The organism is Thermaurantimonas sp., assembly GCF_046299575.1.
In the GTDB taxonomy this organism is placed as follows: Bacteria; Bacteroidota; Bacteroidia; order Flavobacteriales; family Schleiferiaceae; genus Thermaurantimonas.
On record NZ_JBKBHX010000002.1, the window covers coordinates 87,781 to 114,013 of the forward strand.

The 26,233-nt window shown below is 41.9% G+C and carries 27 protein-coding genes and 2 tRNA genes; 18 read left to right on the forward strand and 11 right to left on the reverse strand.

Annotated elements, in window-relative coordinates:
• Positions 1-2: 2 nt before the first annotated feature.
• From ACK4EX_RS02840 to ACK4EX_RS02860, 5 genes are all read left to right on the forward strand, one after another.
• Positions 3-479, forward strand: a complete 477-nt coding sequence (locus tag ACK4EX_RS02840) for a DUF6438 domain-containing protein (RefSeq protein WP_409769514.1) — start codon at positions 3-5, stop codon at positions 477-479.
• 131 nt (positions 480-610) lie between these two features.
• Entirely contained in the window at positions 611-2,509 is a 1,899-nt protein-coding gene (locus ACK4EX_RS02845; RefSeq protein ID WP_409769516.1) for an amidophosphoribosyltransferase, read from the forward strand.
• A gap of 2 nt (positions 2,510-2,511) precedes the next feature.
• Positions 2,512-3,285 carry a UDP-2,3-diacylglucosamine diphosphatase gene (locus ACK4EX_RS02850; RefSeq protein ID WP_409769518.1) on the forward strand — a complete coding sequence of 258 codons (774 nt, stop codon included), beginning with the start codon at positions 2,512-2,514 and terminating at the stop codon, positions 3,283-3,285.
• Positions 3,286-3,287: 2 nt separating this feature from the next.
• Positions 3,288-3,764 carry a DUF456 domain-containing protein gene (locus tag ACK4EX_RS02855; RefSeq protein ID WP_409769520.1) on the forward strand — a complete coding sequence of 159 codons (477 nt, stop codon included), beginning with the start codon at positions 3,288-3,290 and terminating at the stop codon, positions 3,762-3,764.
• Between the two features lie 136 nt (positions 3,765-3,900).
• Entirely contained in the window at positions 3,901-4,362 is a 462-nt protein-coding gene (locus tag ACK4EX_RS02860; protein ID WP_409769522.1) for a hypothetical protein, read from the forward strand.
• Positions 4,363-4,501: 139 nt separating this feature from the next.
• Here ACK4EX_RS02860 and ACK4EX_RS02865 read toward each other — a convergent pair.
• The 3 genes from ACK4EX_RS02865 to ACK4EX_RS02875 all read right to left on the reverse strand — a co-directional run bounded on the left by ACK4EX_RS02865 (position 4,502) and on the right by ACK4EX_RS02875 (position 6,231).
• Positions 4,502-4,575 (reverse strand) — tRNA-Ile (locus tag ACK4EX_RS02865).
• 57 nt (positions 4,576-4,632) lie between these two features.
• The gene (locus ACK4EX_RS02870; RefSeq protein WP_409769524.1) at positions 4,633-6,090 is read right to left on the reverse strand and encodes a sodium:solute symporter; all 1,458 of its coding nucleotides are present in this window, start codon (positions 6,088-6,090) and stop codon (positions 4,633-4,635) included.
• A gap of 59 nt (positions 6,091-6,149) precedes the next feature.
• Positions 6,150-6,231, reverse strand: a tRNA-Leu gene (locus ACK4EX_RS02875).
• A 119-nt stretch (positions 6,232-6,350) separates the two neighbouring features.
• On the opposite strand from ACK4EX_RS02875, the gene ACK4EX_RS02880 reads away from it, so the two are divergent.
• Positions 6,351-7,256 carry a flavin reductase family protein gene (locus ACK4EX_RS02880; RefSeq protein ID WP_409769525.1) on the forward strand — a complete coding sequence of 302 codons (906 nt, stop codon included), beginning with the start codon at positions 6,351-6,353 and terminating at the stop codon, positions 7,254-7,256.
• A gap of 437 nt (positions 7,257-7,693) precedes the next feature.
• Here the strand turns inward: ACK4EX_RS02880 and ACK4EX_RS02885 are convergent, their stop codons facing one another.
• Positions 7,694-8,929, reverse strand: a complete 1,236-nt coding sequence (locus tag ACK4EX_RS02885; RefSeq protein WP_409769527.1) for a cystathionine gamma-synthase family protein — start codon at positions 8,927-8,929, stop codon at positions 7,694-7,696.
• A gap of 113 nt (positions 8,930-9,042) precedes the next feature.
• On the opposite strand from ACK4EX_RS02885, the gene ACK4EX_RS02890 reads away from it, so the two are divergent.
• A complete protein-coding gene (locus ACK4EX_RS02890; protein ID WP_409769529.1) occupies positions 9,043-9,522 on the forward strand; it encodes an Lrp/AsnC family transcriptional regulator in 480 nt (159 codons plus the stop codon).
• An 83-nt stretch (positions 9,523-9,605) separates the two neighbouring features.
• The gene (locus tag ACK4EX_RS02895) at positions 9,606-10,508 is read left to right on the forward strand and encodes a histone deacetylase (protein WP_409769531.1); all 903 of its coding nucleotides are present in this window, start codon (positions 9,606-9,608) and stop codon (positions 10,506-10,508) included.
• Positions 10,509-10,527: 19 nt separating this feature from the next.
• On the opposite strand, the gene ACK4EX_RS02900 is transcribed toward ACK4EX_RS02895, so the two are convergent.
• The 7 genes from ACK4EX_RS02900 to dnaA form a co-directional block, all read right to left on the reverse strand.
• On the reverse strand, positions 10,528-10,740 hold the full coding sequence (locus tag ACK4EX_RS02900; RefSeq protein WP_409769533.1) for a hypothetical protein: 213 nt from the start codon (positions 10,738-10,740) through the stop codon (positions 10,528-10,530).
• A 53-nt stretch (positions 10,741-10,793) separates the two neighbouring features.
• Positions 10,794-11,141 carry a 50S ribosomal protein L19 gene (gene rplS, locus ACK4EX_RS02905; protein ID WP_409769535.1) on the reverse strand — a complete coding sequence of 116 codons (348 nt, stop codon included), beginning with the start codon at positions 11,139-11,141 and terminating at the stop codon, positions 10,794-10,796.
• A 158-nt stretch (positions 11,142-11,299) separates the two neighbouring features.
• Positions 11,300-12,148 (reverse strand): class I SAM-dependent methyltransferase, encoded by an 849-nt coding sequence (locus ACK4EX_RS02910; protein ID WP_409769537.1) that lies wholly within the window; start codon positions 12,146-12,148, stop codon positions 11,300-11,302.
• Between the two features lie 18 nt (positions 12,149-12,166).
• Complete coding sequence (locus tag ACK4EX_RS02915) at positions 12,167-13,273, reverse strand: sugar transferase (RefSeq protein WP_409769539.1); 1,107 nt, start codon at positions 13,271-13,273, stop codon at positions 12,167-12,169.
• A gap of 471 nt (positions 13,274-13,744) precedes the next feature.
• On the reverse strand, positions 13,745-14,467 hold the full coding sequence (locus tag ACK4EX_RS02920; RefSeq protein WP_409769541.1) for an SOS response-associated peptidase: 723 nt from the start codon (positions 14,465-14,467) through the stop codon (positions 13,745-13,747).
• Positions 14,467-16,101 carry a hypothetical protein gene (locus ACK4EX_RS02925; RefSeq protein ID WP_409769543.1) on the reverse strand — a complete coding sequence of 545 codons (1,635 nt, stop codon included), beginning with the start codon at positions 16,099-16,101 and terminating at the stop codon, positions 14,467-14,469. Before ACK4EX_RS02925 ends, ACK4EX_RS02920 begins: the two co-directional genes overlap by 1 nt.
• A gap of 147 nt (positions 16,102-16,248) precedes the next feature.
• Positions 16,249-17,682, reverse strand: coding sequence for a chromosomal replication initiator protein DnaA (gene dnaA, locus ACK4EX_RS02930; protein ID WP_409769545.1), 1,434 nt, complete (start codon positions 17,680-17,682; stop codon positions 16,249-16,251).
• Positions 17,683-17,874: 192 nt separating this feature from the next.
• Between dnaA and ACK4EX_RS02935 the strand changes: the two genes are divergently transcribed.
• The 10 genes from ACK4EX_RS02935 to ACK4EX_RS02980 all read left to right on the forward strand — a co-directional run bounded on the left by ACK4EX_RS02935 (position 17,875) and on the right by ACK4EX_RS02980 (position 26,201).
• A complete protein-coding gene (locus ACK4EX_RS02935) occupies positions 17,875-18,279 on the forward strand; it encodes an acyl-CoA thioesterase (RefSeq protein ID WP_409769547.1) in 405 nt (134 codons plus the stop codon).
• Between the two features lie 75 nt (positions 18,280-18,354).
• Positions 18,355-19,236, forward strand: coding sequence for an NAD kinase (locus tag ACK4EX_RS02940; RefSeq protein ID WP_409769549.1), 882 nt, complete (start codon positions 18,355-18,357; stop codon positions 19,234-19,236).
• Positions 19,236-20,099, forward strand: coding sequence for a DUF6089 family protein (locus ACK4EX_RS02945; protein WP_409769551.1), 864 nt, complete (start codon positions 19,236-19,238; stop codon positions 20,097-20,099). Before ACK4EX_RS02940 ends, ACK4EX_RS02945 begins: the two co-directional genes overlap by 1 nt.
• On the forward strand, positions 20,081-20,872 hold the full coding sequence (locus ACK4EX_RS02950) for an isoprenyl transferase (RefSeq protein ID WP_409769553.1): 792 nt from the start codon (positions 20,081-20,083) through the stop codon (positions 20,870-20,872). The genes ACK4EX_RS02945 and ACK4EX_RS02950 overlap by 19 nt, the downstream gene beginning before the upstream one ends.
• Entirely contained in the window at positions 20,859-23,384 is a 2,526-nt protein-coding gene (gene bamA, locus ACK4EX_RS02955; protein WP_409769555.1) for an outer membrane protein assembly factor BamA, read from the forward strand. The genes ACK4EX_RS02950 and bamA overlap by 14 nt, the downstream gene beginning before the upstream one ends.
• A 26-nt stretch (positions 23,385-23,410) precedes the next feature.
• A complete protein-coding gene (locus ACK4EX_RS02960; RefSeq protein WP_409769557.1) occupies positions 23,411-23,935 on the forward strand; it encodes an OmpH family outer membrane protein in 525 nt (174 codons plus the stop codon).
• Between the two features lie 32 nt (positions 23,936-23,967).
• Positions 23,968-24,588 (forward strand): OmpH family outer membrane protein, encoded by a 621-nt coding sequence (locus tag ACK4EX_RS02965; protein WP_409769559.1) that lies wholly within the window; start codon positions 23,968-23,970, stop codon positions 24,586-24,588.
• A gap of 75 nt (positions 24,589-24,663) precedes the next feature.
• Positions 24,664-24,942: a DUF493 family protein gene (locus tag ACK4EX_RS02970; RefSeq protein WP_409769561.1), complete on the forward strand. Its 279-nt coding sequence runs from the start codon at positions 24,664-24,666 to the stop codon at positions 24,940-24,942.
• 15 nt (positions 24,943-24,957) lie between these two features.
• Positions 24,958-25,857 (forward strand): LD-carboxypeptidase, encoded by a 900-nt coding sequence (locus ACK4EX_RS02975; protein WP_409769563.1) that lies wholly within the window; start codon positions 24,958-24,960, stop codon positions 25,855-25,857.
• Positions 25,842-26,201 (forward strand): YraN family protein, encoded by a 360-nt coding sequence (locus ACK4EX_RS02980; RefSeq protein WP_409769565.1) that lies wholly within the window; start codon positions 25,842-25,844, stop codon positions 26,199-26,201. The genes ACK4EX_RS02975 and ACK4EX_RS02980 overlap by 16 nt, the downstream gene beginning before the upstream one ends.
• The last annotated feature ends 32 nt before the right edge of the window (positions 26,202-26,233 follow it).

Here is a 26,233-nt window from a genome sequence, read left to right on the forward strand (position 1 = left end):
TTATGAAAATTCTTCAAATACTAATTGTAGTTGCTCTTCCAGCTGTTTTTACAGCTTGTAAGAGCACATCAAATACCACTGCCCGAGTACTTAAAGGAAACAAGCCATTTGTAATATCTCTTGAGCGTACTTCTTGTTTTGGCACCTGTCCCGTGTACAAAGTGAGCATACACTCAGATGGTAAAATAGAATACAGTGGAAAAGACTTCTCAAACCCTAAGGGCGAATATGAAACTTACATTCCACTCACAGATGTAGAAGTTCTCCGAAAGGCAATAATTGAGGCCAATTTTGTAAATCTGGCTGATACATATGACAATATGTATATCAGTGATTTACCTTCGGTCATTACCACCCTTACTATTGAGGGAAAGCAAGTTAAGTCCATTAAAAATCGATACAATCCTCCTCCGCAATTGGTAAAGCTCGAAGTTCTGATTGACAAGATATGGAGAAAAGAACTCGAGATTAAAGAATAATACTTCTCAAAGACTTTCAAAAAAGCCCGTTTTAATGGGCTTTTTTGATTTCATAACCAGATGAAAAACTTTACCTTTGTGCGCTCATTGTTCAAATATTTCTTTCTGAACCACAACGCTTTGCACCTCCGATGAGCGATAGCCTACAGCATGAGTGCGGCATAGCCCTGCTCCGTCTCTTAAAACCCCTGGACTACTACCGCGAAAAGTACAAAACAGCTTTCTACGGCCTCAACAAGATGTATCTGCTAATGGAAAAGCAGCACAATAGAGGCCAGGATGGCGCCGGTTTGGCATCGATCAAATTTGACATGCAGCCCGGCCAACGATACATTAGTCGTATTCGCTCGAACGAACCAACTCCGATCAAAGACATCTTCGCGCGTATCAAAATTCGATTTTCCGAGACCCTTGGTTCTAAAAATCCAGAAGATCTCACTTCTCAGGAGTTAAAAGAACTGTTGCCCTACATCGGCGAAGTTTATCTCGGCCATTTGCGCTATGGTACATATGGTGGCAACAGCATCGAACAATGCCATCCCTTCTTGCGCCAAAACAACTGGATGACGCGCAACCTGCTGCTGGCAGGCAATTTTAACATGACAAACGTTGACCAACTCTTTAATAAACTCATAAGCCTAGGTCAGCACCCAAAAGAAAAAGCCGATACTGTAACCATACTGGAAAAAATCGGTCACTTCCTCGACAAGGAAAACGAAGAAATTTACCAGAAGTACAGAAAGGCCGGCTACAGCAAGAAGGACATTTCACCCTTAATAGCTCAAGAGCTCGATGTGGCAAATATCTTAAAGAAGGCAAGCAAACACTGGGACGGTGGCTACGTAATGGCCGGCTTACTCGGTCATGGCGACGCCTTTGTGTTGCGCGACCCTCATGGGATCAGACCAGCATTTTACTACATAGATAATGAAATAATCGCCGTTGCCAGTGAACGACCTGTATTGCAAACCACCTTTAACGTACCACTCGAATCGGTTCAGGAATTAGAGCCAGGCCACGCACTCATTATCAAGCGAAGCGGCCAGTATTTCATCAAAAAAATTAAAAAAGACGCCGAACGGCGAAGCTGTTCCTTTGAGCGCATTTACTTCAGCCGTGGCAATGATGCGAGTATTTACCAGGAACGCATTGCTTTGGGCAAATCGCTCCTCGAACCCATTCTCAAAACTATAAATTGCGACCTCGAAAACACGGTTTTCTCCTACATTCCAAATACGGCAGAAGTAGCGTATTATGGATTAATTCAGGGCTTAAATGAATATCTAAATACCAAAAAAGCCGAGCAACTGGCCAAAGCTGGTACAGCCCTGACCAAAGAACAGATTTTGACCATTCTCAATCAAAAAATTCGGATGGAAAAGGTTGCCTGGAAAGATGCCAAGCTGCGCACCTTTATCACCGAAGATGCCTCACGGGCTGATTTGGTAAGCCATGTGTACGACGTCACCTATGGCATCATTCGCCCAACAGATACGCTTGTGGTGCTCGACGATTCCATTGTGCGTGGTACCACTTTGAGAGATAGTATTTTGAAAATATTGGATCGGCTTAATCCAAAGCATATTGTAGTGGCTTCATCGGCTCCGCAGATACGCTACCCCGATTGCTATGGCATCGATATGGCTCGGTTGGGTGATTTCGCTGCCTTTCAAGCTGCGGTAGCCCTGCATTGGGAGCGCGGTACACATTACATCCTAAACGAAGTATATCAACAGTGCAAAGCCTATTTGGCCCAGGAAGATCCAGAGCCTAAAAATCTCGTTAAGGCTATTTACAAACCCTTTACAGTGCAAGAAATTTCAGATAAAATGGCCGAACTACTCTCCCCGCCGGGTATGAAGGCGAAGGTTTCCTTTGTATTTCAGAGCATCGAGTCGCTGCACCAGAGTGCCCCAATGCATACGGGCGATTGGTACTTTACGGGCGATTATCCTACGCCAGGCGGTATGCGCGTAGTAAACAAAGCCTTTGTTCACTATATGGAGGGCAATCCAAATAGGGCATATTGACCATGTCGGCAACTTCAAAAATTTTTTTCATTTCAGACCTCCATCTCGGTGTCGATGCCAAATACGCCTCAATTCAGCGCGAGCGTCTCTTTGTCAAATGGCTTGAGACTTATGGGGCAGAGATGGACGAGTTGTTCATCGTAGGCGATTTGTTTGATTTTTGGTTTGAGTACAAAAAGGCAGTTCCGAGAGGCTTTACGCGCGCCATTGGATCTTTGGCTCTCCTGGCCGACAGCGGTGTAAAAATTCACCTTTTCACCGGAAATCACGATCTGTGGATTTTTGACTATTTGCCGAACGAAATTGGATGCATGTTGCATCGCAAACCGATAACCCGGATTATTAACGGGAAAATATTTTACATTGGGCACGGCGATGGCTTAGGTCCGGGTGATTATGGGTATAAATTTTTGAAAAAGGTTTTTACCAATCCGTTGGCACAGTGGCTATTCAGGCAAGTTCATCCCGATGTGGGCATTCGGATTGCACAAGGCTCGAGCCGTGCAAGCCGAAGACATACGGGCGGGGCTGATGCCGTTTTTTCAACAAAAGAGCAAGAGTGGCTATATCAATACTGTCTGGAAGTGCTCGAAAGCGAGCATGTGGATTATTTCATATTCGGTCACAGACACTTACCCCTCGATTTACAGGTTGGCAGCAAAAGCAGGTACATCAACTTAGGTGAATGGTTGCACTACCAAACATATGCCGTTTGGACAGGTACAGAGTTGGAGTTATACGCCTTCGAATCTGACGCTCAATTTATAAAGTCTTAAGAATGGACTGGTTTTTCTTTTTTCTTGCATTTCTATTGCTGATCGCTGGGCTTGCAGGTGCTGTTTTGCCCGTCTTACCGGGGCCTCCACTGAGTTTTTTAGGTCTGCTTGTGCTGAATTTCACTTCCAAAGTTCACTTTTCAGTTACCTTTCTCGTCGTTTCGGCAATTGTGGCAGTACTAATCACCGTTTTAGACTACGTGATACCTACTTATTTCACACAGAAATTAAAGGCTTCGCCTGCTGCGGTTAGAGGTACATTTATCGGCAGCCTTCTCGGGCTCTTTGTTCTACCTCCGGTTGGAATTTTGATTTTTCCGATACTTGGCGCTTTTTTGGGCGAACTCATTTTTTCAAACGACGTTCAAAAATCATTAAAAAGCGCCTTTGCCAGTTTTGCAGGCTTAGTGGGCGGTATTGTCATCAAAGGTGTCTATGGCCTTTGGGCGCTTGTATATGGGGTTTATCTTTTGTTTTAATATTTACATTTTTCAGCTATAAAGATCAACCTGATCGCTTTCTGGATATTTAACGTTCAATCTGGATTATATACAACAGATGCATTATGATTTGCCAGAGATTTAATGTGAATTTTTGATCATAAATTTTAAAAAAATGAAATCGATTCTTAAAACGCTTTTAACATCTTTATCAGTTCTGGCAGTTCTCAACATCAATGCTCAGGATGCGCGACTTGAAAAAATCTTAAACAACCAAAAACTTCCATATCAATACGACCAAGAGAACGTGCGTTATATCGTGGGGTATCCACTTAAAAAGGGTAGAGCGCAGATTGTAAAAATTACAGCTTATCATACGATTGGAAGTATATCAACCATGACTATATCGACGATGGTAAGAAGTACTACGCTCAAGGGAACAGAGCTCGAAAACTGGGTAACTTCTGTCAATAAAAGAATAAAGAATGGAAAATTTAAACTTAACAGGGAAGTTGTTTTCTTTGAGGTGGAAATTCCAGTTAATTCTTCAGATAAATCGATCTTGGAGGCTCTGGAGTTAGTAGCTGTTGAAGGCGACAAAGCCGAAGTCGAGCTCACTGAAGGCGACAATTTTTAAATGAAAAAAACTCTAACGCTTTTAAAGCAAGAATTGATCGTTCAGCCGAAAGAGGGTTTGTAAGTGGATTTTTTTCCGTGTTCTTTCCGTCGAAATAAAAAAGGTTACAACTTTTTCGCTGTAACCTCTTGATTTTGAGTGGGCCCACCAGGGCTTGAACCTGGGACCCCCTGATTATGAGTCAGGTGCTCTGACCAGCTGAGCTATAGGCCCTAACCACAGTTGTCAAACGGGCTGCAAATATACATGGCCCGCTTTATTAAACGAACTTTAAAAAACCAAACCTTTTAACTTGCGATCTTGTAACAGCCAAAGACCAAATACCATTAGCGCACCATTGATCAGAATCAATTCAAAGCTAAAGGAATAGCCAAACCATGCAAGACTGTTTTTCTTAAGCAAATAGGTAAGACAAGGCGCAGCAATGGCCGCTAGAGGTATCCATCTATCGCGCACTTGCCAGCGCGTAAACATACCTACAACATACAACCCGAGCAGTGGACCATAGGTAAAACCGGCAATGGTAAAAATTTCATTGATGACGCTCTCGCTTACAAAATATTTGAATATCACGATTAAAGCGAGCATAGCTGTTGACATAGCCAGGTGGGTAAGTATGCGAATGCGTCGAGTTCGCTGGTTTTCAATGAGATCTAAGCCTAAAATATCAACAGTAAAAGAGGTGGTAAGAGCTGTGAGCGCGCTGTCGGCACTGCTGTAGGCAGCAGCAATCACGCCGAGAATAAAAAGAATGCCCAATATCTGTGGCGCTTCGGGGCTGAAAGCCACTGCTGCAAACAGGCGGTCGCCTGTGGCCTCGATTCCATGAAGGGCAGCCCAGTCGTATAGTAGTACACCGAGAGACAAAAAGATTAAATTTACCGGTAGGAGCATTACAGAAAAGAGCATCATGTTTTTTTGAGCGTCTTTTAAATTCCTGCAAGCCAGATTTTTCTGCATCATGTCTTGGTCGAGGCCAGTCATGGTGATGGCGATAAACATGCCTCCCAGAAATTGTTTGATGAAGTGTCTGCCGTCAGTCAAAAAATGATCGAAAAACCAGACATTCGAAAGTGGATTAGAATGAATATAACCGATTAAACTTTCGTTGGAAATGTTTAAATCTCTCCAAATAAAGGTAACTGCAGCTATAAGGGCGCCGAGCATAAAAATGGTTTGAACTACATCAGTGTAAATAATGGTGCCGATGCCACCGCGCTGCGTGTACAGGTAAATCATACCGATGCTGAGCGAAACTGTAGCCCAAAACGGCCAACCAAAGTGCTCGAATACAAGCGTGTGTAGGATGAGTGCCACTAAATATAATCGAAATCCGGCACCAAACAGTCGGGAAAGGATAAAAAAAGATGCCCCAGTCTTATATCCCACCGGGCCAAATCGGTCTTTTAAATATTGGTAAATGGAAATAAGTCGTAGTCGATAATACAGAGGTAATAAAATGACAGCAATAACTGCATAACCTGCCAAATAGCCCAGTACCATCTGCATGTAAGCCATATTTTGGGTCTTCACCCATCCGGGAATGGATATAAAAGTGACTCCCGATAAGGAGGCGCCAATCATTCCCACCGAAATCATAAGCCAGTGAGCATTTCGACCTCCGGTGAAAAAGAAATAGTTATCGGTCCTACTCTTCCAACGACTGATGATAAAGAGCAGGCTAAAGTAGCCAAGAATAAGCGCAAGAATAAAATAAGGAAGCGACATATTTACTGGTATAAACAAAAAACACCTCTCCATAGGGGGAGAGGTGCTCTACACTTCAGTGCGGATGGAGGGACTCGAACCCCCACGCCTCACGGCACCAGATCCTAAGTCTGGCGCGGCTACCAATTACGCCACATCCGCTTTTGGATAGCTAAAAACGGCTGCAAAAGTACACAAATATTTCATATGACAATGCAATTTTATTAACCGTCGTGTATTTTCCGTTCGCCGTTATTTTGCCGACCAAATTTTTACACGAGATGCTCAAGATAAAACCGGGTGATATTCCCGTTCCGAAGTTTCAGGGATTGCTACAGCATGCTGTGGCACCCAGACCCATCGCATTGGCAAGTACTGTGGATGCCAATGGCAATCCGAATTTGAGTCCCTTTAGCTTTTTCAACGTATTCAGCGCCAATCCTCCGATTTTGGTTTTTTCGCCTGCGCGCAGAGTAAGAAACAACACGACTAAAGACACGCTGGAAAATGTGCTTGCTACCAGAGAAGTAGTGATCAATGTGGTAACCTACGCAATGGTTTACCAGGCCTCACTGGCATCATCAGAATACCCCACAGGAGTAAATGAATTTATTAAATCTGGTTTTACACCGATTGAGTCAGAAATTGTTAAGCCTTTTCGCGTAAAGGAATCGCCCGTACAGTTTGAGTGCCGGGTTAACGATGTAATTGCTCTTGGCAATCAGGGTGGGGCAGGTCATTTGGTCATCAGCGAGGTATTGCTGGTTCATGTATCGCCCGATATATTGAATGCAGAAGGTATGATCGATCAGCACAAGATTGACTTGGTAGCCCGACTGGGTAAAAACTGGTATTCTCGCAATAGTGGTAGCGCTCTTTTTGAAGTAGACAAACCTCTTGAAAAACTCGGTGTAGGAGTAGATGCTATACCGGCAGAAGCAAAGGAATCAGGTATTTTCACTGGAAATGACCTCGGAAGACTGGGAAATGTAGAGAAGTTGCCTGCAACAGATGAGATTTATTCCTTTATCGAACAGTTGAAGAATGAAAATCCCACATACGCAAACATCCACCAGTGGAGCAAGGATGAGCTCTTTCGGCTGGCGAAAGACTACTTGCAAGATCAGGACGGTGACCCCATAGAATCGTGGATGATCTTGCTCTATGCAACTGAAAAGGCTTCTTAGGTAAAGCCTGATTCTTATACATTTATAAAGCCCCGGACACATAAGATAAGTGTACACTAGTCCGGGGCTTTTTTATTAATTGATTCTAGCGGAATGTGAATTTCAAAGTTTTTACCGGCAGGAGGCTGTTTTTTTTTTTAAGTCGGAATAGGATGGCGTTTTTTTGAATTTTTGCATTGGATGATCGTCGGTTAGGTGTTTATTCAGATGTTTTCAAAAAAAAAAGTGACTATCGAGAGGGGTATCCATGAATAAGCAAATGGTGGAATAATTGTCGTGTGCGTAAGGCGAATGGTACGCGAAAGCACTGTAATAAAGTGCAAAAGCGCCTTGCATGGGCTGGCCTTTTGTCATTGGCGCGAATAGTTTATATTTAAGCGTACCCTTATACTAGAGTATTTTTTTATGGGGCACGCCCAAGTAAAAAAAGAAAAAAATTAAAAATTCAGGGCTTGATCGAGGTCGGCTATGAGGTCTTCGTAATGCTCTATGCCTATGCTTAGTCGGATCATGGAAGGGGTAATGTTGTGCAGCTTCTTGTCTGTTTCGGGTACATCGCTGTGGGTCATGGTGTAGGGATGCTGGGCGAGCGACTCATTAGAACCGAGGCTGACGGCAAGATGAATGAGCTTCAGGCGATTGAGAAAACGGAAGGCTTCGCTTTCACCTCCGGCTATGTCGAAGGAAATCATGGCTCCTGATCCTACGCATTGCCTGTGATAGATTTCTACCTGGTGGTCGCCTTGGGTGGGGAGGCCCGGATAGTAGACGCGGGTGATTTTGGGGTGTTTCATAAGCCAATCGACTACGCGGAGGGCATTGTTCTGTTGGCGCTCCATGCGGATTTTGAGGGTTTCGATGCTACGCATGAGCAGCCAAGCGGTATTTGGACTGATCATATTGCCGAGAAAAGTGCGCAGGTGCTTGATTTGCTCAAGGTCTGCATGGCGGCCGAGCACCACGCCGGCTATGAGGTCGCTGTGGCCTCCAAGGTATTTGGTAGCTGAGTAAAGTACCAAATCAGCTCCGTGCAGCAAGGGGTGCTGAAACACCGGCCCGAGGTAAGTATTGTCAACAACCACCTTTACGGTGTGTCCGGAGTGCTGCTGAAGGTCAACGGCTATGCGACGCACCATATGAATGTCGAAGAGGTCGTTGGTAGGGTTAGCGGGAGTCTCAATGTAGAGCATGCGTATGTGGTCTTTAAATCCGGAAGATTCAATCAGCTCCAGAATTTCGCTTTCCTTCTGCTTTGGATGGATTTCGAGCACTTTTACTCCGATGGAGATGAGGTAATGGTTGATGAAGTGATGTGTGCCGCCGTACACAGGATTGCCGTACACGATTGCGTCGCCTGGTTTGAGGAATGCAAGCATGGTAGTGGCAATGGCACTCATACCACTTTCGAAGGCGGCAGCTTCTTCGGCTTGATCCCAGAGGCATAGACGCTCTTCGAGGATTTGCATGTTTGGATTGTTGAGCCGGGAGTAGATCAGGCCCGGAATTTCTCCCGGCCGCGCGTAGCGCTTTCCATAGGCTAATTCAAAAAAGGCTTTGCCTTCTTCTGCTGTTTTGAATACGAAGGTAGACGTCTGAAAGATAGGACATTTGATGGCTCCCTCGCTCCATTCAGGGCGGTAGCCATACGACATCATAAGTGACTCTGGGTGCATGATGAAAAAAATTTAAACAAAAATAGGTAACTCTTAAAAATATTCAATTAATTTGGATTTTAATTGAAAAAATAAGCAGTTTATGAAGTAATTTTGGTAAAAAATTAAATCTGATGAGCACTGAAAGCGATAAAAGCCAAAAAATTACCGCCAGCGACCTAATGCTCTTGAAGTACTTGCAAAAAAACGCTCGTGCTACTCTTAAAGAGCTTGCAATTCACGCGGGCTATCAAAGTCCGTCGGGGGTGCTTGAGCGACTTAAAAAGCTGGAGGAGCGCAACATAATAATGGAATACGAGACGAAGCTGAATAAAAATGCGCTCGGCTTCAAGGTGTCAGTGCTTACGCATGTGAAAATCAAGGAACACTATGAGGCGGTAATTCACGAGTTTGAAGAACATGTGAAGAATCTTGAGGAGGTGAAATGGTTTTTTCATGTGACGGGTGAATACGACTATATATTAATGGTGGTTTGTCAAGACATTGAGACCTACCACAGTTTTGTGGTGAAAAAGCTATCAAAAATTCCCAATATTATGACGGTGCACTCTTCCTTTGTGCTGAAAGAAATGGAGTGCAACGGCTTGTTGTAATGCGAGAACTTCATTACCCCGTTAACAGTTTTAAAATCCTAGGGTTACAAGGATTGTTTAATCAAAGTACTAGATTATAATACATGCTGACTGTAGCCTGGAGACCGGAGTACGTTCAACCCTTGCCTGAGGGACATCGATTCCCGATGCTGAAGTATGAGCTCATACCCGAGCAACTTATAAGGGAAGGAGTAATTTCTGAAAGTCAAATCTTCAATCCGGAGCCAGTTGCCGATGAAGATATCTTAGCCGTGCACCAGAGCGAATACGTGTACAGGTTAGAGAGGCTGAAACTTACCCGGTCAGAAGAGAGGCGTATAGGCTTTCCGCACGATAAGCGATTGATATTCCGAGAGAAATGTATTGCACAAGGCAGTATCCAGAACGCACTATACGCACTGAAGCACGGCTGTAGTTTAAATGTAGCCGGTGGTACGCATCACGCCTATTCCGATAGAGGAGAGGGTTTTTGTCTGTTAAATGATATCGCTATAGCAGCCTCTTACTTGCTGAGGCACCAACTTGTAAAAAGAATTCTGGTGGTAGATCTCGATGTACATCAAGGGAATGGCACAGCGTCTATTTTTAGAAATGTACCCGAAGTTTACACCTTCTCAATGCATGGGGCAAACAACTATCCGCTGCACAAAGAACTTTCGGATTGCGATGTGGCCCTGCCCGACGGAATAACGGATGAGCCTTATTTGAAATTGCTCGACCATCATTTAAACGAAATTGCCGATCGCTTTCAGCCTGATTTTATTTTTTACCAAAGTGGAGTAGATGTTTTAGCTACTGATAAGTTGGGAAGGTTAGCACTATCGGAGCTGGGTTGTGCTCGTCGCGATCGATTGGTTTTTGAATTTTGCAAAAGGCATTACCTACCTGTGGCTGTAAGCATGGGGGGAGGATACTCTCCAAAATTAGCTGATATCGTTAATGCGCATGTCACTACATATCGAGAAGCGGCTTGTGTTTTTGATTAAAAATTGAACGAAGTATTCTTTATTTCTTAATATTGGTAATCCGGAGAAAAAACTCCTGAGCATCGGCTTCTGATCGGAATTCTTTGGAAACAGAAAAGACTGGCAATCCGAGTATTTTTTTATGAACGTTTACTACATAAAGCTTTTCACTGATTTTGATTAATGTAATTTTTTTTTGAAAGGAATTGTACTCTTTGACGAGGGGATATGTCAGATTTTGAGAAGAGTCCATAAACAAAAAATCCGCTACAAAGTAGCGGATTTCGTATTAAAATGAAGTGAAGTTTACATTCTTTTTTCTTTAATTCGAGCAGCTTTACCCATGCGCTGACGTTGGTAGAAAATTCTCGCTCTACGTACTTTACCGCGCTTGTTTACTTCAATTGAAGAAATAGAAGGAGCATTAATCGGGAAAATTCTCTCTACACCGATTTCGCCACTCATCTTGCGGATGGTGAATGTTTCGGTGGCACCAGTGCCTCTGCGCTGAATCACTACTCCTTTAAAGGACTGCGGACGGGTTTTGTCACCTTCTTTGATCATATAGGTAACTGTGATAGTGTCACCTGCTTTGAAGTCAGGCCACTTTTTTTGCTCGATGTACTTCTCTTGTACGTACTTGATTAAGTCCATTTTTTTTGGTTTAAACGTTAACCGATACCAACGTACACAATTTTTGCCAGAGGTTGAGTATCAGTGAGTTGAGGTTATTTTAGTTCTTAAGATTTCGGCCTGCAAGTATAAGGCGATTTTTTTGGAAAATAAATATTAAATCTTAAAAAAGCGGATTGTTAGATAATTGTTTTGCAAACAAAGAAAGTATCTTGAAATTCTAAACTGTCAGCATATTCCGGTGCTCCACTCCACCGGCCTGGTATGCGGTGAAGCAGTGTGAGTTGTGCGTTTTTGAAGAGATTTTGAATTTCTTCAAATTCATAGGCGACGTTTGCTTCAGGTACCTTTTCGCTCATGATGTAGCACTTGTGATGGCGATACGGAAAGCGAATTTCGGCCGAATTCATGTATGGCCTACTGCGTTCGTCAATGCAAAAAAAGGTAAACATGGCCCTGCCTCCTGGCACGAGTGTGCGCGAAACTTCTTGTAAATAATGAGCTACCTCGTCATGTAACATGTGGGTGAAAACGGATGTGGCTACGGCAATGTCGAATCGGTCGTTTTGATAGGGAAAACGTATAGAAGTGCTTTGTATTTCGGTGTTGAGATTATAAAGATGGTTTCGAGCAGGCAGGTGTATAAAAGTGAAATTAGGGTATTTGGGAGAGATGTTTTTCTGACACCATTTAATGCCAGTTTTTACAATATCAAAGCCTTCATAACAGCCTTCTGCAGAGATTACTTCGGTGAGGGCCACTGCCAAGCGACCAATTCCTGAACCGATGTCTAATACCTTAGATGATGAGGAAAGGCCTGAGTATGTCTGGAGCAATTGCACAAAATGTCGGCCAGTTTCTATGAAATCTCCTCTACCGGTAAAGATCAGTCCTCGTGGAGGCCGTAAAGGATGTCTTTTTCCAGAAATATGGTCAAAAATATCCAAGGGAGAAAATAGTACTTTGCGAACCAAAAGGCGATGCTCCGGTCTAAGTTGATAGTAAATTTTTCTCAAAAAATCACTCATTGAAATAGGATATTTTTTCTATTTTCCTTCACCTTTTAACACGTGTAATAAGGAGAGAAAAAGAATTTTAATGTCAAGAGTTAAACTCCAATTTTCGATATACCATACGTCGTTTTCGAGACGTTCGTTAAAGTGTTTTTCATCAGTTATTTCTCCACGTAAACCACGAACTTGGGCTAGCCCAGTAATGCCAGGTTTTATCCAATGCCTTACCATAAAACGGGCACTTTTTTGTTTAAAAAGTTCAATGTCTTTTAAGTGGTAAGGACGTGGGCCAATGATCGACATATCACCCTTAAAAACATTCATAAATTGTGGCCATTCATCGATGCTGTACTTGCGAAGATAAGCGCAAATTTTTGGCATTTTATTATTATCTATTGTTCTAAATTTATAAAGAGTAAAAATTTTCCCAGTTTGCCCAAATCTTTTTTGTGTATAAATCGGCGATTTTTTCCATACAATAAAAAGTAGTATATAAACAAGAAGAAATGGTATGAATAGAAATATGAAGATGAGAAAAGTGATAAGGAGATCCATGCCTCTTTTCAAAGCTCGGTTGAAAGGTGAAGAAAGAGGTTCATCACGCATTTTGAGTACATTTAATCTGCCAATCTGAGTAACAAAAGCTGATAGCGATACAGCAGAAATCTCGTGTAATGAAATATAATGTTCGACAAACATTCGGTCGCACCAGTTTTGAACGGATACTAGTTTTTTTCCGTCTCTGTAAGTACTAATGACTGTTGAGATTTTCTCAGTAGTTTTATTTGATAAGAATTCTTCTGGATCTTCAGTTTTTATATCAATAATTTCTGTGAATTGAGGTATTGAAGAACGCAATATTTTTGCTATTTCTGAAACTATATTATCATTACCTATTACCAAATATTTTGCAGGATAAATCTTTTTGAAGTACCGATTGTAATATATTGAAATCATCAAAATAAGAAGATTGCCAATAATCAATAACAAAGTAAAAAATATCAAGGCAAAAATACGGGAATAATAATAGCCTTTAAGACTTACCAGTAATAATGAATAAAGCAAAATGAGCACAAACCATCTTCTGTTGAAAGTATCGGAAATAGTAGTAAAATTTGTGCCTGTGTTTCTCTGGGCCATGTAAAAGTACAAAGCGATCCAAACTGCATGTAGTAGAATGTACAATTGTAGGTAGTAGTCGTAATAAATATTTTTTAGAGGCGTCGAATCATCAAATCGCAAAAAAATTGCTGTAAAAAACGAAATATTAAGAGCTATAGTTTCAACGATTAAAAAAAATGCAGGTGAAATTTTCTTAAAATATACCGCGTTCATTAGAGCAATTTGATTTTTCCCTCGCGTTGTTTAATTGTTCTATGCGCGAAGTAGCGGAATAATTAGGAGTTTTGAAAGAAAATATTTCAAATATAAAAATTATAAGAATTTTCTACACTTAATTTGTTTTTTCTTTGCAATAAAATGTAAAAACATACATTCAATAATTTACTTATCTCTTTAGAATTCAATACATTGCCTTGATAGGGGTATTAATTATCAATTTATACACTGTTCAATGTCTGTAATTATTTCATTGGATAACCAAAACAAAGTTTAAAGAGGCATTTGTGCTTCTGGTGAGTTGCCAACTCCTTCTTTTCCAATTAATTTTCTGACTTGAACAGAATAAAGATCATTAACCTGTATTGCAAGAAGGTGGTTAACGGCTGTTTTAAAATTTTCATGCAGCCAGACATCAACGTCTTCAAGCTCCATAATAACAGGCATTCTCGGTTCTTCTGTATTGTGAATTTTTTGCATAAAAGAATTGGCGGGGCGAGTCAAAATACTTACGCTTAGGGCATATGGAAGTGTTTCTGGTGAATTTTCAAATATACCAGCCACAAACATTGGGCGATGATCGGAGTATCGAATAAAATGTGGTTGTTTTATCTTATTCACTTGTTGATATTCAAAAAAACCATCCAATACGACAATACATCGATTGTTTATTGAATTTCGAAAGGAGGGTTTTTCGCTCAGAGTTTCAATTCGTGCATTCAGCGTATTGTTGATAATTTTCTTTTGCTGCTCAATAGTTCGTGCCCACTTAGGTATAAGGCCCCAAAAGGCAGGAATGATAGAAAATGGGGAGTTGTAATGAATTAAAACCGGTAGCCCTGGATGATCAAATCCATACTTAAACCAACCAATGCCGAGAAAATCTTTGGTCTGATTGAGTTGGTTAAAAAAGGTAGGCTGAGAGTCAGCCGTTACTCCCAGCCTACGGGCATACACTTCGTTTTTGTGTGTCAGATAACTAACTGAATAACACATCAATGAACTTTTAATAACTTAAATACCTTTTCAAAACCTTCGAGTTCAATACGTAGCATATAAGGCGCAGCCGGCAAATACACTGTTCGTGTCCATTCAGGTTGGGAAAAATCCTGGAGTTTAAATATGGTTTTGCCTAATAGGTCGTACAGAGAAATTCGCACGGGAGCACCTCCAGGAGGCATGCCATGGATAAAAAGCTTGTCGCCTGAAAATCCTGCCTGAATGCGGTCGGGGTCAAAGTTATCGATACTAATGGTGGCGCAAGTGATAGTGTCACAAGCTCCAAAACACACTGCCGGCAGTGTGGTATCATTTGCAGGTATTGTGAGAAATCTGTTTCCAAACTGCGTGCAACTTCCGGTGATGAGTTCTTGTGTGGTGAATGAACTTCCATTCGAAAACTTGTACAATATGAAAGCACCTGTGTCAATCGGTATGGTAATTCGATAAATATTGGGCTGAATTTGTGTCATTTTGTATTGACTGTAGTTCCACTGATTGAAGGTACCCGCCACATGCACACCTTCAGGCGAAACATTTTTACCCTTCATGTTTACTTGGAAAGTAACATCAGATGTCGATGGAGCAGGAGGAAGTGAAGGGCATGGATTGCAGCTGCCAAAGCAAACGGCAGGCAGGGTAGTGTCGTTGACGGGCACTATGAGGAAGCGGTTGGATGGATTGCCAATGCCACAGGCAGCAGGTACGGTTTCATCGGCTCCCCAGGCGTTGCCGTTGATGAATTTGTACTGAATGGTATCGCCTTCGTTGAGGGTAGCGGTGTATTTCCAGAAGCCACCGGCAGAATCGAAGGTCATCGGCGTTGCAGCGGGATTCCATCCCTGGAAGTTGCCTGCGATGTGGACTCCGGCAGGCGAGGCAGGAGTGGAACCGAGGTTCACGCGGAAGGTCACCTGGCTTGTAGGCGCAGGAGGTGGAGGAGCGGGACAGGGGTTGCAGCTGCCAAAGCAGACGGCGGGCAGGATGGTGTCGTTTTGAGGTACGGTGAGGGTTCGGTTGCCAAAAGGTCCGGAAGCACAGGGACCGGAGAGTTGTTCATAAGAAGAGCCGTTCAAGAATTTGTATTCGATAAAAGAATTAGGACTTAATGTTATTTGAACAATGTAAAATCCATTAATCGAGTCAAAAGTCATTGGTAGAGATGTGGTGGACCAATTATTAAAAGAACCCGTAAGAAAAACTCCTTGAGGAGCTGGGGTAGTTGTTCCCAATGAAACCCTAAAAGTTACCAAAACACCTGATTCACAACTATCACAAGATCCAAAACAGGTGATTGGTAAAATGGTGTCACTGTCTGGAATGACTATTTGCCTTTTTTGAATGAGATTAATACAACAACCGGCAGTGATATTTTCACCTATACCGTTTATTAAAAAAGAATAAGAAACTCTTTTTCCACATGAAGATTGTAATTCGTATTCATAGATGCCTCCTCCCAAGTGAAGCATTGGTTGCCCATTCTGACCAAAAACATTCCCTGTAATTCGTACATCAGCATTCGATGGAATACCGTTTGGAATACGAAGTCGAAAGGATGTTTTTATTGATTGAGATACAATACTTTGTAAAAAAACAAAAAAGGATAAAAAAAGTAAATAAAGATTTTTCATTTTGAGAAAGTGTAGTTTTTACACTTTCAAAAGTACAATAAATTGTTACTCATCTATTAAAATTTTGTGAAACAAATGAGAATGTTAATAAAAAATCCCGTTGGCTTTTGGTTAACGGGATGTAGAAAAATGTTACGATAAAATTTATTAGTTATTAAGTGTAAGTTTTTTCTTCAAATCTTCTACATATCCTTTAAATTTTTTATCAGTATCCATCAAGTTTGCGACTGTTTTACAGGCATGGAGCACAGTAGCGTGGTCTTTGTTGCCACATTGGGCACCAATGCTCGCCAACGAGTTCTTCGTCAGCATTTTTGCAAAGTACATACTGAGTTGACGGGCTTGCACTACTTCACGTTTTCTGGTTTTTGACTTCATTACATCAATTGGTAGGTCGAAGTAGTCACAAACCACTTTTTGAATGTAGTCGATGGAAAGTTCGCGAGTGATGTTTTTTACGAACTTATCGATCATCTGGCGAGCCAGGTCTATAGTGATTTGTTTTTTGTTTAACGAGGCTTGTGCAAGCAGCGATATTAGGGCACCTTCCAGTTCGCGTATGTTGGTATTAATGCTATAAGCCAGATATTCGACTACATCTCGGGGCATTTCAATGCCGTCTTTGTACAGCTTGCTTTCCAAAATAGCAATACGAGATTCTAAATCAGGCATTTGAAGATCGGCAGACAAACCCCATTTAAAACGAGACAGGAGTCTTTGTTCAATTCCCTGAAGATCAACAGGTGATCGGTCAGAAGTTAGAATGATTTGTTTGTTGTTTTGATGGAGATGGTTGAAAATTTCAAAAAATACATCCTGGGTTTTGATCTTGCCTGCCAAATTGTGTATATCGTCGATGATGAGCACATCGATCATTCGGTAAAAGTGCACAAAATCGTTAGTGGAATTGTTTCTGGTAGATTCGTAGAATTGTTGAGCAAACGTGTCACAGCGTACGTACAAAACGATTTTGTCCGGATAATTTTCTTTGATCTCAATGCCGACAGCATTGGCTAAATGTGTTTTACCTAAGCCTGTTCCGCCATAAATGAGCAGGGGGTTAAAAGAAGTGCCCCCAGGTTTTTTTGCCACTGCAAACCCGGCCGAACGCGCTAAACGATTAAAATCACCTTCAATGTAGTTGTCAAAATTGTAGTTCGGATTTAGTTGTGAATCAACATGTACTTTTCTCAGGCCCGGTATAACAAAAGGATTTTTTACCCCATGAGCACTGATCTCAGCCGGGATATTTACTTTTTGTTCTTTAACCGGGCTTCTTTGATTAGAGGGTAAATTGATACTTGCAGGATTTTGATTTCCGTAAGTATTTTCCATAATAATGGAGTACACTAACTTAGCATTTTCTCCAAGTTCTCTGGTAATGGCTGAGCGAATCAAAGGCAGGTAATGCTCCTCGAGCCATTCGTAAAAAAACTTAGACGGAACTTGAATTGTTAACACATTATCCCGGAGTTTGAGCGGTCGAATTGGTAAAAACCAAGTTTTAAAATTTTGTGGAGTTATATTGTCTTTAATATAGTTAAGACAGGCTTCCCACACTTTTTCCGGGTTTCTTTCCATAGCGAGGTGATTTTAAATTCTTTAAAAAAATTTTAAAGACTTTTCAAAAATTGGGGGGCAAAAATGTGGACAATATTTTTAATAAAAAACTCTTTTTTGCGTTTTTTTATTTGAAATTTTTGTCTAACTTGCGAAACGCACAAACTTAACAATTCCTTAATTTAAAAATATAAATATCTGAAAAACAGCATTATGTATCTGCATAAAATTCAAGTTAGGGTGCGCTACGGCGAAACGGACCGCATGGGGTATGTGTATTATGGCAATTATCCTCTTTATTATGAGGTAGGTAGGGTAGAGGCTTTAAGAAATTTAGATATTTCTTACAAAGATTTGGAAGAGAATGGCATATTGATGCCAGTCTTATCCCTCCAAATCAAATACATAAGACCAGCTTTTTATGACGACTTATTAACAATAAAAACCGAGATTCGGGAAATGCCTGCAAGTCGAATCATCTTTCATCACGAAATCTACAACGAAGCAGAAACTTTACTGAATATTGGTTCGGTTGAACTGGTGTTTTTAAATGCTGCGACTGGAAAGCCAATCAGATGTCCTAATAAAGTAATACAAGTATTACAGAAATATTTTTAAAAAATCTTATAAAAATTTCTTTCAACCACTTCTTTGTCGTTTTCTTACCTTCGCATCCCATCAAAATTTTACTTATTGAAGGTTGGAATATTTGGCATAAGCATACCTACCGACGGCAGCGCCTATGTTCAACATTTATTAAATGTGCTAAGCGCAGCTGGCGTTGAGTATTCAGTGTACTTACCGCTTGTCACAGTTCTAAAAGAGCAAAACATTTCTTTCTCAGCAATAGATATATTTGAGAATGAAGAGGATTTGTATTTCAAAAATCCGGACTTTCTAATTTGCCTGGGGGGAGATGGTACCATTTTAGAGGCTTCAACGCTCACAGCTGGGACTGGAATACCTGTAATGGGGATTAACCTCGGACGGCTTGGCTTTCTATCTAATGTCTCGAGAAACGACATCGATTTGGCGATAACGATGCTTAGAGAGGGAAGGTTCAGTGTTTCAGAGCGATCGATGCTCTCTCTGCGCAATTCATCGAGTCCGCTGGGAGCTGACTTTCTGGCGCTCAACGAGGTGACCGTCAGTAGGAAAGACTCTGCCTCTATGATCACCATCCACGCATGGATCGACGATCAATTCTTAGCCAGTTACTGGGCTGACGGGCTCATCATCAGTACACCTACCGGAAGTACAGGTTACAATCTGAGCTGCGGTGGACCAATCGTTTCGCCTACGAGTGGGGTAATGATTATAACTCCGATTGCACCTCATAACTTAAATGTACGCCCGGTTGTTATATCCGACAGCAGCCAGATTCGCCTTCAAATCGAAGCTCGGGAGAAATACTTTTTAGTGGCAACGGATTCTAAGACTCAGAACATCGAATGCGGAAAAGATCTGCTGATTCAAAAAGCTAAAGTGACTTTTTCGTTGGTTCAATTAGAGGGTTATCCCTACTACAAGATACTCAGAGAAAAGCTTTATTGGGGAGCTGATAAAAGAAATTGATGCTTGCAATTGAAATAAATAAACTGTACATGCGTTTTAAAGGCGAAATTCAAAAGGTGCAAATCAACTATTTGGTTGTCTTATTACTATTGACCGAGCGCGCAATAGGCCAATTTATAGGTGCCGGCATTACCGGAGGTGTCTCACATTTTATCGGCGATGTGGGTAATTACGGCATTCACATGCCACAGGGTTACAACTTTGGATTAGCAGCAATTTATGCACTGAATCCACATTATTCCATTGAAGCCGGGGGGTATTACGGTGTAGTAGCCAATGATGACGCCCTGAGCTCAATTGATTGGCGAAGGAATCGTAATTTAAGTTTTCGATCTTTTGTATATGAAACGCACGGAAGGGTGAATTTTAACTTTTTTCCGGTGACTGGCCGCAGAGGTGAAAACAACAGTCCTTTCATCTTTTTAGGATACGGTTTGTTTGCTTTTTATCCGGAGACCTGGTATCAAAATCGATGGGTAAAGCTAAGGCCTCTGGGAACTGAAGGACAAGGTACTCGATTGAGCGACAAGGGAATCTACCCGGAAACAAGCAGTTTTATACTCTTTGGTTTAGGCTATTCAATAACAATATCTCAAATTGTAAATGTCTATTTCGAAACTGGATTTCGACGCACAGACACAGATTATTTAGACGACGTAAGCGGTTACTATGTAGATGCTGTTGAGCTGGCCGAAATTCGAGGGCCCGTGGCAGCTGCCCTCAGCAATCGATCGATTGTGCGATTTGATACCACTGATAGGCTTAGAGGAAATCCCACAAACAAAGATTGGTACGTATTTACTAATTTTAAAATAATATTCAAATTATCTTCGTCGCGCGAAAAATGCAGAACCGGTTGGTAACAAACTCAGATAACGCAGCTCTTAATCAAGCAACAATAGAAGTAGACCTCACCCGACTCCCCAAACACATTGCTATTATTATGGACGGCAATGGCCGTTGGGCTCGGGCCAAAGGATATATTCGTTCGCTTGGTCATGAAAATGGCGTTGATGCTCTTCGCAGAATAGCTACAGCCTCAGCTGAGCTAGGTATCGAATACCTCACTGTGTATGCCTTCAGCACTGAAAATTGGAAACGCCCAAAAACTGAAGTAAAGGCTTTAATGTCTATTTTAGTGAAGGCTCTGCGCAAAGAACTCTCAACACTGCTCGACAACAATATCCGTCTGCAAGCGATTGGTGACATCTCGCTCTTGCCTGAAGACATCCAAAAACAGCTTACTGAGGTTATAGCCCTTACTTCTAAAGGTACACGCATGGCCCTAACCTTAGCGCTTAGCTACTCCTCTAAAGAAGAAATTCTGCGCGCTACCAGACTGCTCGCTGAAGATGTGCGCAAAGGGCTTCTGTTACCGGAAAATATAACCGAACAAGTCTTCGAAAACTACTTATATACACGTGGAATGCCTCATCCAGACCTGCTCATTCGCACCAGTGGTGAATATCGAATAAGCAATTACCTGCTATGGCAATTAGCTTATACCGAACTGTATTTTTCACCTAAGCTCTGGCCTGACTTTACAAAAGAAGACCTACTCTTGGCCATAGCTGAATATCAAAAGCGCGAAAGAAGGTTTGGTTTAATTTCAGAACAACTCAATGAAAATTTTTAAAATACCAGCCCGTTTTGTCGTTTATCTAATAGTTTTATTTTTTTTTATACCCGGCCAGATTCACAGCCAGGTTCAAAACAATGTAGAGGTTACCGAAGGGCTTGAGTACGAAATAGGTGGAATAACCCTTGCAGGCGCTGAGAATTTAGATTACAACCTGGTATTACTCATTTCAGGTCTCAATGTTGGTGATCGCATCGTTTTTCCAAGCGATAAAATTACTAGAGCCATAAAAAACCTTTGGAAGCAAAAACTTTTTGAAGACATCCAAATCTATGTGACCGGAAAAAGTGGCCGAATTATTTACCTTGAAATTTATCTCAAAGACCTTCCTCGACTCAGTAAATATTACATCACCGGAGTTAAAAAGAGCCGTAGAGATGAATTGCGCGACGAAATCAAATTGAATCGCGGAAACATTGTAACTGATAACCTCATCATCACGGCAAAAAATAAAATATTAAAATATTATGAGGACAAAGGCTACTTCGATGCTGAAGTAGAAGTAGTGACCGAAAGAGATACTGCTGAAAACAATGCTTTAATCTTAGGTTTTCGCATTAAAGAAGGGGATAGAATAAAAATCAAAGAAATTGAATTCATCGGCAATAAAAACATCAGCGATGCCAAGCTTAGAAAGGCTATGAAAGAAACAAAACGCCACAGGTGGTACAACATCTTTCGCACATCGAAATACATCGATGAAAAATTCAGAGAAGACCTCGAAAAAGTGATAGATAAATACCAGGAAAACGGCTACCGCGATGCTCGGATACTCAAAGATTCCATATATCGAATACCTGGAGAGAATTTTATTAACCTCTACATCACCATCGAAGAAGGCAATAAGTTTTACTTCAGAAACATCACCTGGATTGGAAATACGAAATATCCGGATGAAGTTTTAAATGCCGTCCTGAAAATTAAAAAAGGTGATCCCTATGACGCAAAGCGATTGAGCGAGCGCCTTTATGCCGACCCCAATGGCAACGACGTAAACTCCCTCTACATGGACAATGGATACCTTTTCTTTAATCTAACCCCCGTAGAAGTATTAATTGAAAACGACTCAATCGATTTAGAAATGCGTATCCGCGAGGGTAGGCAAGCCACCATTAACAGAGTGACTGTAACCGGTAACGATCGCACAAACGACCATGTGATTATGCGTGAAGTACGCACCCGCCCAGGCGATCTCTTCCGCAAGAGCGACATTCAACGCACCATGCGCGAGCTTTCTCAGCTCGGATTTTTCGACCCTCAACAGCTCAACGTTAATCCCGTTCCTAATCCTGAAACCGGAACTGTGGACATCGAATACACCGTTGTAGAACGCAGTACCAGCCAGCTGGAGCTTCAAGGCGGTTGGGGTGGTGGCTTAGGTATAGTGGGTACTCTCGGTTTGAGTTTCAACAACTTTTCGGCTCGAAACATCTTTAACAAAAAAGCTTGGACTCCACTGCCTTCAGGCGATGGACAGACGCTAAACCTCAGAGCACAGAGCACCGGTCGATTCTTTCAGAACTATTCTATCTCTTTTACAGAGCCCTGGTTGGGCGGTAAAAAGCCCAATTCACTTACCATCTCAGGATACCATTCCGTTCAGAATTTCGGAGGAAGAAGGATCGGTGATCCCTTGCGCCAGGCGCTGAACATCACTGGTCTTACTATCGGCCTGGGCAAGCGCCTTCGATGGCCTGACGATTATTTTACCCTTTATCAGGCTTTAGAATTTCAACATTACAGGCTCGATAACTTTGAGCTCGGCATTCCTAATTTCAGAAACGGATTTTCTAACAACTTTTCTTTCCGATTCGTACTCACAAGAAATAATACCGATGTACCCATCTTCCCCACCCGAGGCTCCAATACCATTTTTACCCTAAAGCTTACACCCCCGTATTCTTTATTAACAGGGCGCGATTACAGTGATGCCACACCGCAAGAGAAGTATTATCTGCTCGAATATTACAAGTTTAAATTCAACACTACCTGGTACACTGAGGTCTATAAAAACATCGTGATCTCATCGCACGCCGAGATGGGATTCATGGGCACTTACAACCGGGTGATAGGCCTATCGCCTTTCGAAAGGTTCTTTGTGGGTGGTGATGGTATTCAGAACTTTATTCTTGACGGACGGGAAATCATTGGTTTAAGAGGATATCCTAACAATTCCATTGTGCCAGGGGCAACTCCTACCGGCCAAAGTCAGTTGGGCAATGGTGGGGTTCTTTATTCAAAATATACGGCTGAATTGCGTTTTTTGATTTCTCCGAATCCAAATGCTCAGATATGGCCTCTGCTCTTTGTAGAAGCAGGAAACAACTTTGGGTCGTTTAAAGAGTATCGCCCCTTTCAGCTCTATCGCAGCTCAGGTGCAGGTATTCGCATTTTTATGCCCATGTTTGGGTTGCTTGGCATAGATGTTGGCTATGGTTTCGACCCTGTGCCTGGCTTTTCAGCTCCTTCAGGGTGGCGCACACATTTCATTATTGGTCAGCAATTCTAATGAAAGTATTTTCGCCCGCAGAAAGCATGAAACTATTACCGCGTATTTTGGCAGGGTTACTTTTCAGCGTATTTAGCACTTTGCTAAATGCCCAGAATCAGCGCATTGCCATAGTTGATACCGAATACATCCTGAAAAAAGTACCTGAATACAACCAGGCTCAATTAGAGCTTGACAGACTATCTTCCCAATTTGAGGGAGAGATTGAAGCGCTAAAAAGCGAACTGCTGGCTCTACAACGCGCATTGAATGCTGAAAAAGTTCTCTTAACCGATGAAATGATTAAGGAGCGAGAGGAAATAATTGCTAAAAAAGAAAAACAGATTTTCGAAACGCAGAGAAAATATTTCGGACCAGAAGGTGAGTTGTTTAAAAAGCGGAAAAGTTTGGTAAAACCCATTCAAGACCAAGTATATAACGCCATACAGGAGGTGAGTCGCCAAAAGCGCATTGACCTCGTGATCGATAAGGCTAACTCGCTATCTATCTTGTATGTAAGCGATAAAATGGACATTAGCGATGATGTACTCAATAAATTGGGATACCGATGACGAATAAATATAAACCTTTAATACCATCAAATATGTTTAGAAAAACCCTGTTAGCTGCCATAGTAGCTCTATTTACTTCAGTAGGCACCTATGCACAAAAATTTGCACATCTCGATTTTACCGAATTAGTGCGCACCATGCCTGAGTACAAACAAGCTCAGGAAGAAATGGAGAAAATGCGCAAAGAGATGGAAGATGAACTCCTCGAGCTGCAAAACGAGTTGCGTGAAAAGGCCCAGAAATTTGAAAAAGAAGCTCCCGGCTATACAGAATTAGTACGCCAGAGAAAAATACGCGAACTGCAAGAGATGCAGCAGAAAATTCAGGAGTATGCCGAAGAAAATCAGGAAAACCTCGCTCGTCGTCAGCAAGAGCTACTTCAACCTCTCACGCAGAAAGCTCAAAAAGCTATTGAGGAAGTCGCCACTAAAAATGGATACACCTATGTATTCGACTCAAGCCAGGGAAATGGGCTTCTCTTCTTCAAAAACGGAGAGGATATTATTGCTCTTGTAAGAAAGCAACTGGAATCTATGCCTTCGGTCGACATTAAATCGAACAAAGGCTCAACAGAGCCTCCAAAAACAAATACTCAAACCCCGGCTCCGGCTCAACAGCAACAGACCTCTCCCTCTAAAGGGAAAAAGAAATAATCTTCAGGAAATTGTCTTTGAATTAAGCCTCCGGATATCGGAGGCTTTTTATTTTTGTAATTTCAACACAAGATAATGAACAAAGGCGAGTACAATTTTGACAAACTGTTTGAAGTATTGAGCAGAGAGAGTTGGCCACAGGTGTACTACTTCAAATTCATTGTAAGAGCTGATAACCACCTCATTGCCAGAGTTCAGAGTCTGTTTAATTCAAACGAAGCCAACATCAGTATGCGCCGTTCGGCAAAAGGTAATTATGTCACTATTTCGGCAAAAGAAATGATGCTCACCGCTGAGAGTGTAGTGGAGCGCTACAAAAAAGCCTCTGAAATTGAGGGTATTATTGCTCTCTGATACATTTTAGTGGAAATGTCTCACCCCCCACTACTCTGTTCTGGCGATACCATTTATATCACTGCACCGGCAAGGGCTTTGCCAATCGACGAGGTTCAACATGCCATTCGATCGATTGAAAAATTTGGTTTTAAAGCAGTCGTGGGCAGCACAATTGGTACCTCTTTCCATCAATGGTCATCTGCTGACTGGGCACGTGCTGCTGATGTTCAAACTGCTTTGAACAATCCGGAAGTTAAAGCCCTGTTTATGGCTCGGGGCGGATACGGATGTGTGCGGATCATCGATGAGTTAGATTTTTCTCCTTTGCACAAGTACCCCAAGTGGATTGTGGGATTTAGTGACGTTACTGTTTTTCACGCTCACTTGTGGTCGAATTTTCGCATTGTCAGTTTGCACGCTCCAATGATTATCAACTTTAAAGAAAACACCGAAGAAAGCATCCAATCCATTTTTCACCAGCTCTTAACCGGGAAGGGAAGCCTAAGCGGTACTGTTGGATTGCCTGGAGTTGCTCAAGGGCCACTAATTGGTGGAAATTTATCGGTGTTGTACTCCCTGCTGGGTTCGAAATCCTTTCCCGATTTACGAGGTGCAATCTTGATGTTAGAAGACCTGGATGAATATCTCTACCACATTGATCGAATGCTGTATGCCCTTAAGCGGGCAGGGGTTTTCGAGGGTTTAGCAGGCTTGGTTGTTGGTTCTTTTACAAACATGCACGATAACCAGGTACCATTTGGTTACTCGGTTAGTGACATATTACTACACCACTTTGCTCACAGAGGTATCCCGGTAGCTTTTGAGGCTAATATTGGACATCACACCGATCAGCGGGCATTTATTCACGGTGCTGATGCTGTTTTGGAAGTAGATTCGATCGGCAATTGGCAATTAAGATGGCAACTCACTTAGAAACCGGCCGCGGGGGTGAACAGCTGGCTACTGAATTTTTGGAACAGAAAGGCCATCAGATTCTGGAGCGCAACTGGCGGTGGGATAAGGCAGAAGTTGACATTATTTCAAGAGATGGAGATTTCCTGGTATTCACAGAGGTAAAAACGCGCACCGGGTATCCCGTGCCCGAAGCTTACGAAACCCTCGATGAGTATAAAATAGCCCATTATGCTGATGCAGCTGAGGCTTATTTAGAATGGAAAGACCTGGATTTAGAAGTGCGTTTTGATTTTATCGTGGTGTGGTTAATTCCAAATTGCTCTCCGTTAATCCGGCATTTTCCTTTTGCTTTTAATCCTTGAGCTTTTGAAAAAGGTTTTACAGACCGTTTAAA

Excerpts from the sequence above, each read along its gene's own strand:
- ACK4EX_RS02900 (WP_409769533.1), bottom strand. The coding sequence starts at position 10,740 with ATGGACTCTTCTCAAAATCTGACATATCCCCTCGTCAAAGAGTACAAT.
- ACK4EX_RS02920 (WP_409769541.1), bottom strand. The coding sequence starts at position 14,467 with ATGTGTTATTCAGTTAGTTATCTGACACACAAAAACGAAGTGTATGCC.
- ACK4EX_RS02915 (WP_409769539.1), bottom strand. The coding sequence starts at position 13,273 with ATGGCCCAGAGAAACACAGGCACAAATTTTACTACTATTTCCGATACT.
- ACK4EX_RS02870 (WP_409769524.1), bottom strand. The coding sequence starts at position 6,090 with ATGTCGCTTCCTTATTTTATTCTTGCGCTTATTCTTGGCTACTTTAGC.
- ACK4EX_RS02890 (WP_409769529.1), top strand. The coding sequence starts at position 9,043 with ATGAGCACTGAAAGCGATAAAAGCCAAAAAATTACCGCCAGCGACCTA.
- dnaA (WP_409769545.1), bottom strand. The coding sequence starts at position 17,682 with ATGGAAAGAAACCCGGAAAAAGTGTGGGAAGCCTGTCTTAACTATATT.
- ACK4EX_RS02925 (WP_409769543.1), bottom strand. The coding sequence starts at position 16,101 with ATGAAAAATCTTTATTTACTTTTTTTATCCTTTTTTGTTTTTTTACAA.
- ACK4EX_RS02880 (WP_409769525.1), top strand. The coding sequence starts at position 6,351 with ATGCTCAAGATAAAACCGGGTGATATTCCCGTTCCGAAGTTTCAGGGA.
- ACK4EX_RS02855 (WP_409769520.1), top strand. The coding sequence starts at position 3,288 with ATGGACTGGTTTTTCTTTTTTCTTGCATTTCTATTGCTGATCGCTGGG.
- ACK4EX_RS02970 (WP_409769561.1), top strand. The coding sequence starts at position 24,664 with ATGAACAAAGGCGAGTACAATTTTGACAAACTGTTTGAAGTATTGAGC.
- ACK4EX_RS02975 (WP_409769563.1), top strand. The coding sequence starts at position 24,958 with ATGTCTCACCCCCCACTACTCTGTTCTGGCGATACCATTTATATCACT.
- ACK4EX_RS02860 (WP_409769522.1), top strand. The coding sequence starts at position 3,901 with ATGAAATCGATTCTTAAAACGCTTTTAACATCTTTATCAGTTCTGGCA.
- ACK4EX_RS02885 (WP_409769527.1), bottom strand. The coding sequence starts at position 8,929 with ATGCACCCAGAGTCACTTATGATGTCGTATGGCTACCGCCCTGAATGG.
- bamA (WP_409769555.1), top strand. The coding sequence starts at position 20,859 with ATGAAAATTTTTAAAATACCAGCCCGTTTTGTCGTTTATCTAATAGTT.
- ACK4EX_RS02935 (WP_409769547.1), top strand. The coding sequence starts at position 17,875 with ATGTATCTGCATAAAATTCAAGTTAGGGTGCGCTACGGCGAAACGGAC.
- ACK4EX_RS02980 (WP_409769565.1), top strand. The coding sequence starts at position 25,842 with ATGGCAACTCACTTAGAAACCGGCCGCGGGGGTGAACAGCTGGCTACT.
- ACK4EX_RS02950 (WP_409769553.1), top strand. The coding sequence starts at position 20,081 with ATGCAGAACCGGTTGGTAACAAACTCAGATAACGCAGCTCTTAATCAA.
- rplS (WP_409769535.1), bottom strand. The coding sequence starts at position 11,141 with ATGGACTTAATCAAGTACGTACAAGAGAAGTACATCGAGCAAAAAAAG.
- ACK4EX_RS02850 (WP_409769518.1), top strand. The coding sequence starts at position 2,512 with ATGTCGGCAACTTCAAAAATTTTTTTCATTTCAGACCTCCATCTCGGT.
- ACK4EX_RS02845 (WP_409769516.1), top strand. The coding sequence starts at position 611 with ATGAGCGATAGCCTACAGCATGAGTGCGGCATAGCCCTGCTCCGTCTC.
- ACK4EX_RS02840 (WP_409769514.1), top strand. The coding sequence starts at position 3 with ATGAAAATTCTTCAAATACTAATTGTAGTTGCTCTTCCAGCTGTTTTT.
- ACK4EX_RS02895 (WP_409769531.1), top strand. The coding sequence starts at position 9,606 with ATGCTGACTGTAGCCTGGAGACCGGAGTACGTTCAACCCTTGCCTGAG.
- ACK4EX_RS02910 (WP_409769537.1), bottom strand. The coding sequence starts at position 12,148 with ATGAGTGATTTTTTGAGAAAAATTTACTATCAACTTAGACCGGAGCAT.
- ACK4EX_RS02960 (WP_409769557.1), top strand. The coding sequence starts at position 23,411 with ATGAAACTATTACCGCGTATTTTGGCAGGGTTACTTTTCAGCGTATTT.
- ACK4EX_RS02965 (WP_409769559.1), top strand. The coding sequence starts at position 23,968 with ATGTTTAGAAAAACCCTGTTAGCTGCCATAGTAGCTCTATTTACTTCA.
- ACK4EX_RS02945 (WP_409769551.1), top strand. The coding sequence starts at position 19,236 with ATGCTTGCAATTGAAATAAATAAACTGTACATGCGTTTTAAAGGCGAA.